Origin of the sequence: Chitinophaga sp. YR627 (assembly GCF_900114995.1) — a bacterium.
Taxonomy (GTDB): Bacteria; Bacteroidota; Bacteroidia; order Chitinophagales; family Chitinophagaceae; genus Chitinophaga.
In genome coordinates this window covers 1,665,943-1,681,176 of sequence record NZ_FOUX01000001.1, presented here as the reverse complement: position 1 = coordinate 1,681,176, position 15,234 = coordinate 1,665,943, and the positions used below count along the sequence as shown (strand labels likewise).

The following is a 15,234-nucleotide window of genomic DNA, read 5'->3' as shown; positions in this document are numbered from 1 at the left end:
CGCAATTGCGGACCTTTTTCTTTCCAGCTACTTTACACGTATCATAATGCTGTTTCGTCTGCGCCTATATCCACTCTGTTATTCTGCTTACGTGACTGCTTATCGATATCCAGTTCTCCGGATGCGGGCACAAAAGCAGGATCACCGGCGTTAATACAGGCCGACCCACTTGCCAGATGCAGGTTCAGTGTAGCCAGTGTACTGTTTACAAAAGAAGGAATACCATAGGTACTGCTGGCATCCAGTCCGGTACCGCTCTTAAAGGTAGCCAGCGAGCCATACGTCGTACCATTGATACCGCCCCAGTCAAACGTGATCGTATTGGCTGTGCCGGAAGCCGTATAATATTTATTATAGTTCATGGCAAGATTGGTGCTGGTATATCCCAGCAGGGCAATCACTACGATGTTACTGGCCGACTGTACGATATTATTTGAGAGAGTGATATGATCTGTATTCTGCAGACTGATCTCTCCTCCCCATCCGCCATTAGTGTAGTTCTTAAACAAGGTATTGTTAGTAGCTGAAGACCAGGCTACTTTACTACCTGCTGCATTCGAACCAATGACAATACCGGCTTCTTTATTATTGTAAATAAAGTTGTTGCGGATATTGATACCTTCTGCCGTGTTGTTCGCATTCTCACAACCCACCGTGATACCTGCGCCATTATTAAAACTGGTATTCCCTTCGATGTTGATCCATTTGCCACCATCTACATAGATACCGCCACTGGTAGCAACCGGAGATACACAGTTATAGACCACGTTATTTTTCACATTCCCGTTACGTGCAAAGTTTACGCTATCGGGAGCACCGGTCCAGCTATAATGTCCGGTCATATCTATACCGATGTTTTTGATATGGTGTACAATGTTACTCTCAATCAGGAAGTTGTTGACATTACCTGACATCGTCAGTGCTTCGCTATAGCCGGTGTTACAGGCATAGATCTGATTACTGCCGACATAGATCTGCGAATAAGCGGTTTGTCCGGTACCGACTACTACCAGCGGATTAGCATTATTCGCAGAAGAAGGAACAGCCGTAGAGTCGCTTGTCCAGCCGACATTATAAATACGGCAGGAAGTGATCTGTACATCTGTACCTGAACCGCTCACATAGATCCCGGAAGCAAAACTCCTGATGTTGTTGGCAATACGGATGTTATTGATCCTCAGGTAGCTTTTACTGCTCACATTGATCATGGCGTTCTGGGTACTATTGGTCGCACTGACACCATCCAGTATGACGGTGCCGCCGCTGTAGTTGGTCAGCGTAATAGGTTCGGCAGCAGAGGCGCCTGAATGCGGCCAGTTAAGCCGTTCCTTATAGGTGCCACCTGCCACATAAATAGTACTGCCAGCTCCTTCAGTGGTCTTGTTAAGTGCGGCCTGGATCGTTTTCAGGGCAGTAGCGGCAGTTGTGCCGGCATTGGCATCATTTCCTGAAGTACCGTTGACATAGTAACTGGTGATGGCCAGTTCGGGATGAGCATCAGGTGTTTCCTGTAAGTTGTCTTCTTTCTTACTACAGGCAATCAGGGTTGCCAGAAACAGGCATGCGATGGCATTCTTCATATTGGTTTGTTTTGTGATGAGGGAAAAGTTCATCAGTAAAGACGCATTTGGGGCTACAAAAGGACCGTCATAAAAACATAATTATCTGAAAATAAAACGGATAATAAAAAACTACTATCTACATAAAATTAATTTCCAGCATAATTAGGAAGATTGATAAAAAATGGCATAGTTTTGTCTACTGTACTGTATAAATTGATAACCATAAAAAGTCAGGCTATGAAAAAGTTATTTTTGAGTTTAGCCACCGTAACGGTGCTATTCGCCTGTAATAACAAACCGTCACAGGAAGAAGCTATTGAAAGTGCCAGACAGGCGGCTGTAGATTCTGTTAATAATGCAAACGCTGTAAACGAGGCAAAACAACAGGCGATAGATTCCATGAAAGCAGTTGAAAAAGCACGCGCAGGCAATGCACCGGCAACTGTAAATCACAGTAATAGTAACAGTTCAGATAACAGCGCTCCTGCTGCTTCTACTGCAACCACTACTACTGAGAAGAAAAAAGGCTGGAGCCACACTGCTAAAGGCGCCGTTGTAGGTGCTGGTACCGGTGCGGTAACAGGTGCGATCATCAACAAGAACGACCGTGTGAAAGGTGCGGCAATCGGTACTGTAGTAGGTGCTGGTGCAGGTGCTGGTATCGGTGCGATCGTTGATCACGCTAAAAAGAAAAAAGAAGCTAACAAGCAGTAATTGCTTGCAGGAATACATTTTTTGAGGTCCCGGACGTATCACGCGTCCGGGATTTTTTATTTATCCCCTTTATAAGCCCTGTTTTGAACGATTCCTGCTCTCCGGGTAAATATGACAAACGGTTATAAAAACCGCGCTATTATGGCTACTTTTCGGCTTCCTGTAAACCAATCCGATCACCATGCTGAAAACGTATACACTGCTCCTCTCCCTGTTCTTATCTGTCTATACCTTTGCACAAACGGCCTATCCCAACCTCAGGGAAGGTAATTATACCATTACGCATTATACTTTTGAGAACGGACAGGAACTGGCGGCACTCAATCTGCACTATTATACTATTGGTACCCCTCAAAAAGGAAAAGATGGTAAAATAGCCAATGCGGTGCTGATCATGCATGGGACCACTTCTTCCGCCGCAGCCTTTCTTTCAAAACAGTTTGCCGGGGAACTATTCGGTCCGGGACAATTACTGGATGCCAGCAAATATTTCATTATACTACCTGATGCGATCGGTCATGGTAAGTCGAGCCGTCCGGGTGACAGTCTGCATATGCACTTCCCAAATTATACTTACAATGACATGGTCACTGCTGAGCATGAACTGGTCACCAAACATCTGGGGATCGATCATCTTCGCCTGATCCTGGGTACATCTATGGGTGCGATGCATGCCTGGGTATGGGGATATACCTATCCGGATTTTATGGATGCGCTCCTACCATTGGCCTGTCAGCCTGCGCATATTGCTGGCCGTAACAGAATGATGCGTAAAATGGCGATCGACCTGATTAAAATGGATCCTGCCTGGAATAACGGGGAATACAGCACACAACCTGTACTGGGTCTTACAGGTGCGTTGTCTTCTTTTTTCTTTATGAACAGTAGTCCGCTGCAATTACAACAATCCGCTTCTACCCGCGCCGCTGCCGATACGCTTGTAACACATATTAGACGTGCTAATCTCGCTGCCCTGGATGCCAATGATGTCATCTACGCCCTGGAGGCCTCGCGGTTTTACGATCCCTCTCCTTATCTGTCAAAGATAAAGGCTACTGTATATGCCATCAATTCGGCGGATGATGAGATCAATCCTGCGGAACTGGGTGTAATGGAAAGAGAGATCAAAAAAGTAGCTCATGGCCGTTATATTCTGCTACCTATTACGGACAAAACAGTGGGGCATGGCACCAATTCCCTGCCCGCAATATGGGGTGGATATCTGAAAGAATTACTGGAAGTATCTGCAAAGCAGTAGCTTGTCCTCACCGGTGGCACATTATTCGTTCCTGATGATGTGAAAAGCCGTATTATGAAAAAGATCGCTTACTTCCTGGTACAGCTGCTAACGGTCGGACTGGCAGCCAATGCACAATCTCCTTATGTGAAAGTACCCGCAGGGTATCTCATGGTATTACAGCAGGGTGATGACCTTTTTGCCCAACTTGAAGCATTTATGCTAAAGGAGAAGGTCCTGGCAGCTAACTTCACCGGAATGGGCTTTGTAAATGCGAAATTTGGCTTTTTTAATCAGCAGACAAAGCAATATGACCCAAGGTCATTTGATAACGTAGAACTGGCCAGTATGCAGGGGAGCATCGCCTGGCAACAAGACTCCGTATCCATCCATGCGCATGGCGTGGTCACCGATAAGACCTTTCAGGCTTATGGTGGACATATGCTTGGTGCAACCGTCAGTACAGGGTCTGTAGAGATCATGATCACCGTTCACGACAAGCGGTTTAAAAGAGTAAAGAATGAGAAAATTGGGGCTAATGTGTTGCAACTAAAAGAGTAAGCCGGACTTACTCAAAAATAGCCTTTTCCATATCAAAAAGACTATCAAAATGCATATTAAACTCGCTGAAATCTCCACGGGCCAATATCAGGCCACCACCTGCAATAACCTTAAAATCAGCACTTTCGTCTGAAATAATTATAATACGCTCATTATGCTCATTGACCGCTTCTCTCACGGTGATATCAGCATTTTCCCTATCAATATAACCCTGTATATAACGCGTGCCTGCTGTCAATAACAGGAACTGTTCCCCGTTAATATCCATCCATAAACGGATGGCCATACGTCTCAGAGAAACGCTATAAGCCCAGAGTTGCGCATTACACCCTTTATACTGCCGGAGTAATTCATTAATACGATCGATGTCTTTTACGATTGTAACCATAGGATGAAAATATATCATTCATTCCAACTATCAATATGCTTAACGCAAACTTAAACCGTCGGTTTTCTACCTGCACTGAATACCAGACCTCCGCCTGCCAGTACCAATCCCAACAACGCCACAATAAACAATTCCCATCCCCAGCCTGTCAGCACAACACCTGTGGCAGTACCGATAAACGACGACCCTGCATAATAAAACAACCAATACAAAGACGTAGCCGTACTCTTCCCCTCTTTTGCCTCCTGTGATATCAGTCTGCTGGCCAGTGTATGTGTGGCAAAGAAACTAAACGTAAATACGCCCAATCCCCCGGCAGTGGAGATCAGTTCGGGTATCAGCATCGGCAATAAACCTGCTCCCATAATAGGAATAAAGACCCTTATCAGCCTTGCAGGCGGGATTCTGTCAGAGAGCCGTCCAGCGACCATCGTTCCTAAAACGCCCACCGTATACATCAGGAAGATACCCGCAATCACATAATGCGGCAATGAAAACGGAGGTCCTTCCAGGCGGAAGCCCGTATAGTTATAAATACTCACAAAGGCGCCCATCAGCAACGAAGCAGCAAAATAGACCAGCACCATCACCCGTTGCCGGAAAAAGGAACCCATCTGCTGCCATTTCTGACCCACATTCACAGGTAAGGCTACAAAGTGTTTAGACGCAGGAAGCCTTTTAATAAAGAATAAACCCAGTATCAGACTTGAAGTACCAATACACCCTGCCGCCCAGCGCCAGTCTGCCCATCCGGCTATCAGCATCACCACGATCCTTCCTGCCATCCCACCGATCGCATTACCACTCAGATACAAACTGATGGCGAGACCCAGCGAAGCACTGGCCACTTCTTCTGATAAATAAGCCAGTGCCACAGCTGTCACACCGGACAGTATAGCGCCTTTCAGAAAGTTCACCGCTATCAGCAGATGAAAATTATGGATGAAGACAGATAATAAGGTCAATACAGCTGACCCCAGCATCGCAAAGCCCATCAGGTGCTTACGGGGTACCGCATCTGCCTTGAAGGAGAAGATAAACAAACCTACCGCCATCCCCATCGTCGATGCTGACACCGCCCAGCTGCTCTGTGCCGGTGTCACACCAAATTCCTTACATAATAGCGGTAATACGGGCTGAAAAAGATATAACTGGGCAAACACAGAAAGCCCTGAAAGAAAAATACTGTTCTTGATACGCCGGAAGCGGACACTGCCCCTTTCGGCTTTTGCCGGTGTAGATATAGCTGTTCCTGTTGTCATTGTTCCCATTACGGTTGATCCAAACTCCCGGCAAAGGTCAGTACATTGACTGAATTTAAAAATGATATTTTACGGTTTTAGTTAACACAAACACGCGGAAACAGCCTTTTGCTGCTCCCGCGTGCGTTTTCCTGATCATTCCCTATTTTACGGCAACACCGCAAAACCCAGGTATTTTTCCGCATAGTGACTGGTCAGATTGTAGATATAAGAGCCATCCAGGAAGACGATCTTATACCCCAGCAGGGACCTGTCTGTAGCGCTCAGACGGATGGTATATCCGCAGGATTGCAGGTATTGCGTGTTAATGGTAAAGGCAGTTCCATTGTCGCCATTATCCGCCAGACTCACCACCGTTCTGGAAGCAGGCGCAATAAAGGTGCTCAACGGTGTACCTAATGGTACGATGTGTGCCGCAGGCTGCAGACTGAAACTCCATGCGCTGAAGTATTTGTCCAGCACCTTCAGCTGACCGCTGATGATATCTCCTTTCTTGTAGAACTTACAATCACCGCCGGCAATGATCACATCCAGTGTGCTGCCAGGATCGAGTGTAGAAGAAGGCGCTCCGTTAACGGTATAACCGGTATTATCCAGATAGATAAATACTTCGGAGGAGTAATTGATATTCACCGGATTAAACAATGGATCTTTGGTGAACAACACCCTCAGTTTATGCAGTCCGTTGCGGCTGCCGCTGTCCCAGAATGCCAGCAGGGAAAGCTTTTCTGCCTTCGCAGGCACGGCAGGAAGGTAGGTCAGCCAGCCTCCTGTTGTAGAAGGATCCTGGTCATGCAGTGTCTGTACACTGCCTTCAATGATCTGGAATTTCTGTTTATCCATCACATCCTGCCAGGTTCCGCTACTGGTATCGAGGAACTGTACTTTATAGAAAGTAGTACCGGATGCGCCACTGTTGGTCAGCATACCACTCAGTTTGATCAATCCGCCAAAAGGATAAGCCGCGTTCGGGAAACTCGCGCCTGAATAAGCTAACCCTCTTGTAGAAATAGCTACCTGGTCAATGTTGCTGATAGCGACACCATTCACATCGAAGATGTTGATACCCAGTTTACCGCCATCCAGCTGACCTGGTCTTACCTGTACCCGTACATCAATACGGTTACCATAGTAGTTGAGTGCATTCGGATCGCTTGTAGAAGGTAATGTCTGCCATGACATCACCGCACGTATCCTGATGATATTCGGTGTTTCGCAGCTTCTCAGCCGTTTGGTCAGATCAACCGGCAGGGCCACATTGTAGTACAGTCCATCTTTCGGAATGTTGCTGATATCATGTACTACCACACTGGCAGTACCCAGGTATTCATCGAAGGTGCCGTCATTATTCCAGTCAGCCCAGAAAGCGACATGCTCTTTAGAACCAGCGGTACACATATTACCACTGAAGCCACTGGATTTCTTGACCTTAATGACTGCACCCAGTGTATCGGTATTGGTGTTCAGACCTACACAGGTCATTTCCTCATAGTTAACATTGGCTTTGTTGTTATCAAATATGGGACTCAGGATCAGCTTTGTCAGGTCTGCGATCTTGATACCCAGTTTGCTGACAGCCTCCAGGTCATAGGCCGGTTCCGGCGCCTGTAACTTGGCCACTTCCGGTATATTCGGTATAATGCTGGTGAAGAAAGTACGATGGTCCTCCACGCCGGCAGACTTATACGCCCGGTAATACTGTTCGATTGGCGGAAGTGGTTTGTCAATCACAGGTACTTTAAACTGCTCATCGATATGTGGCAGGATATCCAGTTTTTCCTGAATGCCCAGTTCCTTGATAAGATCCGCCCAGATGATGATCCGTTTTCTTTTCAGCTGAATGTCGGCGTTTACGACATTACCGAAATGGGGTATGTCATTGGGATTCGGAGAAGGAACAGTATTCCAGGAAAGGACAGCCCTTACAGTAGGTATAATGGCGGTATCGCAGTTAGTGAAACGGCGGTGTGCCTCATCGTTCAGGAACAGGTACACCATGTAGTGCAATGGATGTTTGGTTTGTGGTGCAGGATCGGGAATATCTGCTACTTTAAAGCTGGTAACACCTGCATCCTGGAAGCCGGCGCCATCATGATAATCTACAAAGAAGCGTACAAACTCGTGAGAGCCGGCGCTACATAATCCACCGCTGTAGCCGAAAGCCTGCTTCACACTGACTACTGCTTCCAGCCGGGATACATCGGGATTAAAGCCGACGCAAAGCAGTTGTTCCCAATAGGTAATACTGGCCGTCTGCTGGGGCAGGAATTTAGATAACAATAATAATTTACGGTTTTCCAGATACAGTTTCACCTGTTCTTCAGGCAGGTTGTCTGTCAGAATTGCTTTCTCCATGTTGTTTGATTTTTGAGGTTAAAAACAGAAAAGAAATGAGTGACATAACAATGCGAAGCGCACTGTGTATCACATGACAATAGCTATCATTCTTTGAGGCGGATGGCGTCTTTTGGGGTAAGGCTGGTGTTGTGATGAAAATTTGTGTATTGATAATGTTATTGGAACTCTCTTATCCCGCCGATACAAAGGTCTCTTAATGTTTGTTCACTTACAAGCGTATTAATACCTGGTTTATACGTAGCAAATACCGGAATCTTATCCTCTTAGTGTCAGATGACAATAGGACAGTACAGGACAGTTTAAGATGAACTTTCTCTATATTCAAGTTCTTAAATACTAACCACAATTTCCGCGTCATGTACAAAACAGGTCTTTTATGCTTCCTGCTGGGATTTTCCGCTGCGGATATTTCCGCACAAACAAAGGTCGATTCGCTGCTCTGCGAGAATCGCCATAATCCGGAGGGAGTCGATGTGACACATCCCCTTTTCAGCTGGCAATTGTCAGGCAACAGGCGAAATATCCGGCAGTCCGCCTACGAACTACGGGCAGGCACTTCCCCCAAACAATTGAATCAGGGTAAAGAACTCATCTGGCAGAGTGGTAAGATCACTTCAGATCAGTCCATACACGTCCCTTATCAGGGTGATGCACTCTCCTCTGGTAAAAAATACTACTGGCAGGTGAGGATATGGGATGAAAACGGCCGTGCTACTGACTGGAGTCCGGTAGCACAGTGGCAGATGGCATTATTACACTCCTCCGACTGGAAAGCCAGCTGGATAGAACCTGGTATAAAACTGGACAGTCTGACAAGACCCAGTCCGCTGTTCCGCAAGACCTTCAGCGCAGCTAAAAAGATCCAGTCCGCTACGGCCTATATCACGGCCCGTGGTCTGTATGAAGCCTATATCAATGGGCAGCGTGTCGGAGACGCTTTTCTGACACCTGGCTGGACCACCTACCGCAAAAGATTACAGTATCAGCAATATGACGTAACCGATCTGTTACGTCAGGGCAACAATGCCATCGGTGTTACGCTGGGTGTAGGCTGGTATAGTGGGTATCTGGCCTGGGGAGATAGCCGGAATCACTTTGGCTCACGTATCGGACTACTATTTCAACTGAATATCCAGTATACGGATGGTACAGAGGAGGTGATCACTTCTGATAATAGCTGGAAGTCATCCCTTGGCAGCATCCTTTATTCGGAGATCTATCATGGCGAAACGATCGATGCCCGCAAGGAAAAGCAGGGCTGGTACAATCCTGATTATAATGACAAAGACTGGGCGGCGGTACAACTAAGCCCCGATACCACAAAAAGCACGCTGATCGCTACGATCAACGAGCCTATCAGAAAACATGAGCAGATCAAACCGCTTAAAATATTGACCACTCCTGCCGGTGAAAAAGTGATCGATTTTGGTCAGAACCTCGTGGGATGGGTACAGGTACGTGTGAACGGACGTGCGGGTGACAGTATCGTACTGCAACATGCAGAAGTACTGGACAAAGCCGGTAATTTCTATACAGAGAATCTGCGTCTGGCCAAACAGAAAAACACCTACATCTTTAAAGGGAATGGCGTTGAACAGTTTGAGCCACATTTCACTTTCCAGGGCTTCCGTTTTGTAAAAATAACAGGTTATAAAGGCACGATAAAACCAGAAGATTTTACGGCGATCGTGCTTTATTCCGATATGCCTGCAACCGGTTCTTTCAGCTGTTCGCATCCGCTGATCAATCAGTTGCAGCATAATATTCAATGGGGACAACAAGGCAACTTCCTGGATGTACCTACTGATTGTCCGCAGCGTGACGAGCGTCTTGGCTGGACCGGAGATGCGCAGGCATTCTCGAGAACAGCTGCTTTTAACCGCCAGGTAAATAATTTCTTTGCCAAATGGCTGAAAGACGTGGCGGCAGATCAAAGAGCGGATGGCAGCGTCCCTTTTGTGGTGCCCAATGTACTCGGTAATGATGCGATGGGTTCTGCCGGCTGGGCAGATGTTGCTACTATCGTACCCTGGAATATGTACCTGGCTTACGATGATAAACGTCTGCTGGAGCAACAGTATCCCAGTATGAGATCCTGGGTGGAGTATATCCATAAAAATAGTCCGCAGGACTTATGGAATACCGGGTTCCACTTTGGTGACTGGCTGTTTTATCGCCCGGATGATGACAATGACGGCAGAGCTGCTATTACTGATAAATACCTGATCGCGCAGTGTTTCTATGCACACTCTACACAGCTGCTGATCAATGCGGCAAAGGTATTGGGTAAACAGGCTGACGTAGATACCTATACGGCGCTTTTACAGCGTATCAAAACTGCTTTTGGAAAGGAATACCTGACGCCTAACGGCCGACTGGTATCCAGTTCGCAGACCGCCTACGTACTGGCCCTGAACTTCGATATGCTGCCGGAGAACCTTCGCGCACAGGCAGCCCGCCGGCTGGCAGAGAATATCAAAAGTTATGATACACACCTGACCACCGGATTCCTTGGTACACCTTATCTCTGCCATGTGCTGAGCCGTTTTGGGTATACCGACCTGGCTTATTCCCTGTTGTTGCAGGAAAGCTATCCATCCTGGTTATATCCCGTAAAAATGGGTGCTACCACGATCTGGGAAAGATGGAATGGCGAAAAGCCTGATCATACCTTTGAAACACCTGGTATGAACTCTTTCAATCACTATGCATATGGGGCTATCGGCGACTGGATGTACAGAGTGATCGCAGGGATCGATACGAAAGAAGATATGCCGGGTTACAAGCATATCACCATTGCACCACATCCGGGAGGTACGCTGACACAGGCATCCGCCAATCTGCTGACCTACTACGGAAAGGTCAGTTCTTCCTGGAAGCTGGAGAATGGACAATTATCGCTGGATGTGGAGATTCCGGCGAATACAAAAGCAACGGTTTATATACCTGTGAAAGATGGAAATAAAGTACTGGAAGGCGGACAGCCAGTTGCCAGTCAGAAAGACATAAAAGTAGCCGGTACGGAGAAGGGGGTGACGACCCTGGAAGTAGGTTCCGGACAATATCATTTTGTAGTAGGAAGTTGAGATTGTTATTGCTGCAAATACAAGGGGCCGGATGCATGATCCGGCCCTTTTTGTTTTGCTTATAACTATATAAGCACTATTTTGGCGCAAATGTCTCAGATGTATACCCGTACCTTGTTTTGTTTATTTTTCCTATTGCAGTCACTGGTAATATCCGCTCAGCAGTTTACCGAATATCACAGAAGCGAAAATCACCTTTGTGGTGAATCGATCTTATTGTATCCCAATGGCATTTACAATTATGAAAGTCATTGTGAAAGAAGTTCCTTTTTTTCAATGGGATATTGGAAACGGAACAAAGACAGCATTCATTTTCGCCAGCTGGACAGCTCATTCAAGATCATTAACAAGATTGTCACCGCCAATACTGGTAAGAAGATGATCACAGTCAGATTATTTGATCTGGGTGGCAATAATATTACTGCAAAATACCGGGCGGCTCAATGGGTTAGAGGTAAAGGAAGTTATACGATGGATCTGGATAGCAGTCGTACTTTCCGTACGGATATCCGGAGAGACAGCGGTTTTATTATATTGGCTTCAATAGAAAACAAACTGGGCATAAAGAACAATATACCTGTAGTCCCTGATGCGGATACATATGACATATACCTGAACGATCTTAGTATACTTGACTGGGTTTACTTTAAAAATTCATATTGGCTTGCACGTGGAGACTTCTCCATGCTGATTGATAACGATGGGCTGATCACTACAACTGACTATCCGGATGAATATTATTTCCCGGCGAAACTGGTGTATTGTAAAGAGTAATAACGTTTGAATTATATTAGCAACATCATGGATAATATCACCCTTCTAAGAACTGCCAGTTCACATACCGATTTCCAGTTACTCATACACGAACTGGATGTTGATCTTCGCAAGCGTAACGGCGACATTATGGATATTTACGACCAGCATAATAAGCTGGAATTACTGGATACTGCCGTGATTATCTATCTGAATGACATACCCGTTTGCTGTGGTTGTTTCAAGTCTTATGATGAAGAAGCGGTAGAAGTAAAAAGGGTCTTTGTACGGGAACAGGCAAGAGGAAAAGGCATCAGTAAATTGCTGATGCAGGAACTGGAACATTGGGCGGTAGAACTGGGTTTCAGGAAAACCGTCCTTGAAACCGGCAGTCAGCAGCAGGAAGCATTAGGCCTCTATCAGCGGCTCGGGTATAAGCGTATTCCAAGTTATCCGCCGTATACAGACCTGCCGGACAGTGTCTGTTTTGAAAAGGAACTGACTATTTCCGGGCAATAAGCTGGAAGATCTCCGCCGGATTCCCATTCATAGTCTTTACCGGGATAATCTGTTCATCCAGCATGGTGAAGCGCTTTAAGAGTGTCTGGATCCATTCCCTGGAATGATGGCGAAGCGTAGCGCCCTCCGGTAAGGTAAAAACACCATAATTCTCCTGATCTCCTTCATACCAGGTATAGCGGTCCGTATTGGCCTGCAGGTAATAATCACTGATATAGATAACCCCTCCCGGCCGCAGCTTGTCATATAAAATGTCAATGAGGTGTTGCTGTCCTGCATTTGTAGGGATACAGGTGAGTACGGCAAAGAGCAGTACCGCATCTGCTGTGGCTTCCGGCACGGGTAGTGCATCGGGACTGTCCACATGCTGCAACGGCAGTTTATTACCCAATCCACGTTGAATTAGCTTTTCGGAGCTATCAAAACCGGTAACATTTGTGTAACCTGCTGCCAGTAATTCTGATACGATACGGCCATATCCGCAGCCATAATCGAGTATAGCAGCATCTTTACCGACGTGTTGCTGAAAGAGGGGAAGATCAAGTGGGTGGGTGAATACTTTCTGGTCGGCGACCTTATCCCAGTAGTTTGATTGATTGTTGATATCCATGTGCGAAGGTAATGGATAATTCCGGAACAACCATTTTAAGGTTTCGCCAGGTACGGATAAAGCAGTGCATTTACCAGTTGCTGGTAGGCTGCTGCCGCTTCTTTTCCCTTTAGGCGGTCCGTCATTTCATTCATGGACAACCAGTAATCATTCACGATAAAGATCTGTGTCACCAGGGCTGACCATATCTCATCAGGGATATCTTTTCTGAAAACACCGGCTGCTGCCAGCTGGTAAAAGAGCGCTTTAAACTCCGCTTCCCTCCTTTTTACCAGCTGATGATACGCGTTCCTTATATCCGGGACACGGGTGCCTATTTCAACAAAATGAAGAAAGATAAAGCGGTATTTATAAAGGACCTGAAAGGACTGTCCGAATGACCGATTAAGAGTCGCCAGACTCATCTCTCCTTCCTCCTGTACATTCCCCATTAATCCATCAAATTCTGCCTCCAGTTTCTCATACAGTGTACGGATGATATCATCAGTATGTTTGTAGTGATAGTGGAGATTACCGGCGCTGATGGACATGCTGGCAGCAATATGCCGGGTCGTCGTATTGATCCCTTTACTGTTGTATAGTTTAAGGGCTGCTGCCAGTATCTTTTCTTTTGTGTCCATGATCAAATTTAGAACATTTGTTCTATTTTATGAAATTTAGTACATTTGTTCTAAATTCAATCAGCATGGAGCAACAACCTGCCACAGAAAAGAAGACATTATTACAGACGCTCAGGGAAAGCGTATTGCCTGTAAAACCGAATGATCATGTCGTTGTAAAGTTTGGTAAGAACATAGGTTTTGGCGTATTTCTGGTGTTATTCTCATGCGTGTCACTAGCCATCGTATTATCCATTTCCCTGGCCTTATAGTCAGGCGGATCTTTGATCCCTTCTTCAGCTGCTATATCGGTCTATGGTGGGTTATACATCTTTTCAGATGGGGCGGTCACCCGATACCAGTGCTGAACAACTGGCTGACAGATTTCCTGTTCATACCCGTTGTGGCACACATTGCGCTGGTCTTCACAAGACTGCTCCTGCGTGATACCGGATACCGTTATCCCCTCTCCTTTCTGTTATGGATGGCTGCATATACAGCGATCGCGTTTGAGTACGTTTTGCCGTTTTTTTCTGCGAATACGACAGCAGATCTTTTCGATGTACTGGCTTATTTCACGGGGGCTGTATACTATTATTTTGTTCACCAGCAGCAGAGCGGCAAACAGACACAAAAAGCATCCTGATGATCAGGCCGATACTGCTGTTACTACCACTGGCTTCTTCTCTTTCCAGATATTCAGCCAGATGATCGCGCCAAGCATCAGCAGGATCCCAAGGATCTGCAGGGAGTTCACTTCCTCCTTCAGTATAAAATGCGCACAAAGCACGGCTACCGGCAATTCCATTGTTACCAGTATGGCACTCAGTCCTGCGCCAATTTTGGGCATTCCCTTCGTAAACAATACAGGTGGGATCACGGTACCGAAGAGCGCCAGGAAAGTACCCCATTGTAACAGTCTGCCGTCAAAATGTTCACTATGCCAGAGTGTATTAAAATTGATCATGAAAATGATAGCAGCAGAACCCGTGATCATCATGGCGCTCTTTTCAAACATGGGCACCTTTGTTCCGAGTCTGCTGGTACAGATGACAGCGATCGCATATGTCAATGCAGACAACAACCCATATACAATACCAATCAGGGAAAATTCAAATGTACCCGCATGTAACAGATTACCGGCCAGCACCGTTCCTATCAGGATCACGGCGGTGACATAAAGTTCAATTGTCAATGGTTTTCGTTTAAAAAGCAGCCATTCCATGAATATGCTCATCCAGGTCATCTGCATCAGCAGGATGATGGCAAGGGAGGCCGGAATGTACTGGACGGCCAGGTAATAAGTATAGGTAGAAATGCCGATGCCCACACCGGCGAGTAAGAGCCGCCAGTTGGCCAGTGAAGGCAGCTGTTTTTCCTTGATCCTCTTAATCAGCACCGGCATCCACAATAATAAAGCGCCGATAGCAGCCTGTGCGAAAGTGATCTCCGCCGCGTTATATCCTTCACGATAGGCCGTTTTGGCAAAAGAAGAGAGCATCCCGTAACTGGCCGCGCCAGTCAGGACAAATAGTATATACTTTTTCATCAATGGTACTTTTGGAAATGCCTGTTCCTGTCCGCA

Annotated in this window: 15 protein-coding genes; 8 read left to right on the top strand and 7 right to left on the bottom strand. The window is 46.3% G+C overall.

Features of this window, described 5'->3' with window-relative positions; translation table 11 throughout:
- Nucleotides 1–41 precede the first annotated feature (41 nt).
- Nucleotides 42–1,580 (bottom strand): right-handed parallel beta-helix repeat-containing protein, encoded by a 1,539-nt coding sequence (locus BMZ72_RS06240; protein WP_089807274.1) that lies wholly within the window; start codon nucleotides 1,578–1,580, stop codon nucleotides 42–44.
- 219 nt (nucleotides 1,581–1,799) lie between these two features.
- Here BMZ72_RS06240 and BMZ72_RS06235 point away from each other — a divergent pair, with 219 nt between their 5' ends.
- The 3 genes from BMZ72_RS06235 to BMZ72_RS06225 all read left to right on the top strand — a co-directional run bounded on the left by BMZ72_RS06235 (nucleotide 1,800) and on the right by BMZ72_RS06225 (nucleotide 4,074).
- Nucleotides 1,800–2,276 (top strand): YMGG-like glycine zipper-containing protein, encoded by a 477-nt coding sequence (locus BMZ72_RS06235; RefSeq protein WP_089806296.1) that lies wholly within the window; start codon nucleotides 1,800–1,802, stop codon nucleotides 2,274–2,276.
- Nucleotides 2,277–2,457: 181 nt separating this feature from the next.
- Nucleotides 2,458–3,534: an alpha/beta fold hydrolase gene (locus BMZ72_RS06230; protein WP_089806293.1), complete on the top strand. Its 1,077-nt coding sequence runs from the start codon at nucleotides 2,458–2,460 to the stop codon at nucleotides 3,532–3,534.
- 54 nt (nucleotides 3,535–3,588) lie between these two features.
- Nucleotides 3,589–4,074: a PPC domain-containing DNA-binding protein gene (locus BMZ72_RS06225; RefSeq protein ID WP_089806291.1), complete on the top strand. Its 486-nt coding sequence runs from the start codon at nucleotides 3,589–3,591 to the stop codon at nucleotides 4,072–4,074.
- 7 nt (nucleotides 4,075–4,081) lie between these two features.
- On the opposite strand, the gene BMZ72_RS06220 is transcribed toward BMZ72_RS06225, so the two are convergent.
- From BMZ72_RS06220 to BMZ72_RS06210, 3 genes are all read right to left on the bottom strand, one after another.
- Nucleotides 4,082–4,462 carry a hypothetical protein gene (locus tag BMZ72_RS06220; RefSeq protein ID WP_143087622.1) on the bottom strand — a complete coding sequence of 127 codons (381 nt, stop codon included), beginning with the start codon at nucleotides 4,460–4,462 and terminating at the stop codon, nucleotides 4,082–4,084.
- Nucleotides 4,463–4,512: 50 nt separating this feature from the next.
- Nucleotides 4,513–5,724, bottom strand: coding sequence for an MFS transporter (locus BMZ72_RS06215; protein ID WP_255373127.1), 1,212 nt, complete (start codon nucleotides 5,722–5,724; stop codon nucleotides 4,513–4,515).
- Between the two features lie 147 nt (nucleotides 5,725–5,871).
- Nucleotides 5,872–8,079 carry a hypothetical protein gene (locus BMZ72_RS06210; protein ID WP_089806285.1) on the bottom strand — a complete coding sequence of 736 codons (2,208 nt, stop codon included), beginning with the start codon at nucleotides 8,077–8,079 and terminating at the stop codon, nucleotides 5,872–5,874.
- Nucleotides 8,080–8,438: 359 nt separating this feature from the next.
- On the opposite strand from BMZ72_RS06210, the gene BMZ72_RS06205 reads away from it, so the two are divergent.
- The 3 genes from BMZ72_RS06205 (at nucleotide 8,439) to BMZ72_RS06195 (ending at nucleotide 12,440) form a co-directional block, all read left to right on the top strand.
- On the top strand, nucleotides 8,439–11,168 hold the full coding sequence (locus BMZ72_RS06205) for a glycoside hydrolase family 78 protein (protein ID WP_089806283.1): 2,730 nt from the start codon (nucleotides 8,439–8,441) through the stop codon (nucleotides 11,166–11,168).
- A gap of 276 nt (nucleotides 11,169–11,444) precedes the next feature.
- The gene (locus BMZ72_RS06200) at nucleotides 11,445–11,942 is read left to right on the top strand and encodes a hypothetical protein (protein WP_143087621.1); all 498 of its coding nucleotides are present in this window, start codon (nucleotides 11,445–11,447) and stop codon (nucleotides 11,940–11,942) included.
- Nucleotides 11,943–11,969: 27 nt separating this feature from the next.
- Nucleotides 11,970–12,440, top strand: coding sequence for a GNAT family N-acetyltransferase (locus BMZ72_RS06195; RefSeq protein WP_089806279.1), 471 nt, complete (start codon nucleotides 11,970–11,972; stop codon nucleotides 12,438–12,440).
- Here BMZ72_RS06195 and BMZ72_RS06190 read toward each other — a convergent pair.
- On the bottom strand, nucleotides 12,424–13,050 hold the full coding sequence (locus BMZ72_RS06190) for a class I SAM-dependent methyltransferase (protein ID WP_089806277.1): 627 nt from the start codon (nucleotides 13,048–13,050) through the stop codon (nucleotides 12,424–12,426). The two genes, BMZ72_RS06195 and BMZ72_RS06190, sit on opposite strands and share 17 nt — an antisense overlap.
- A gap of 35 nt (nucleotides 13,051–13,085) precedes the next feature.
- Entirely contained in the window at nucleotides 13,086–13,670 is a 585-nt protein-coding gene (locus tag BMZ72_RS06185) for a TetR/AcrR family transcriptional regulator (protein WP_089806275.1), read from the bottom strand.
- Between the two features lie 65 nt (nucleotides 13,671–13,735).
- On the opposite strand from BMZ72_RS06185, the gene BMZ72_RS06180 reads away from it, so the two are divergent.
- Nucleotides 13,736–13,921, top strand: a complete 186-nt coding sequence (locus BMZ72_RS06180; RefSeq protein ID WP_089806273.1) for a hypothetical protein — start codon at nucleotides 13,736–13,738, stop codon at nucleotides 13,919–13,921.
- Nucleotides 13,876–14,295 carry a hypothetical protein gene (locus tag BMZ72_RS06175; protein WP_177222690.1) on the top strand — a complete coding sequence of 140 codons (420 nt, stop codon included), beginning with the start codon at nucleotides 13,876–13,878 and terminating at the stop codon, nucleotides 14,293–14,295. The genes BMZ72_RS06180 and BMZ72_RS06175 overlap by 46 nt, the downstream gene beginning before the upstream one ends.
- Before the next feature lie 3 nt (nucleotides 14,296–14,298).
- Here the strand turns inward: BMZ72_RS06175 and BMZ72_RS06170 are convergent, their stop codons facing one another.
- A complete protein-coding gene (locus BMZ72_RS06170; protein WP_089807272.1) occupies nucleotides 14,299–15,198 on the bottom strand; it encodes an EamA family transporter in 900 nt (299 codons plus the stop codon).
- Nucleotides 15,199–15,234: the final 36 nt, after the last annotated feature.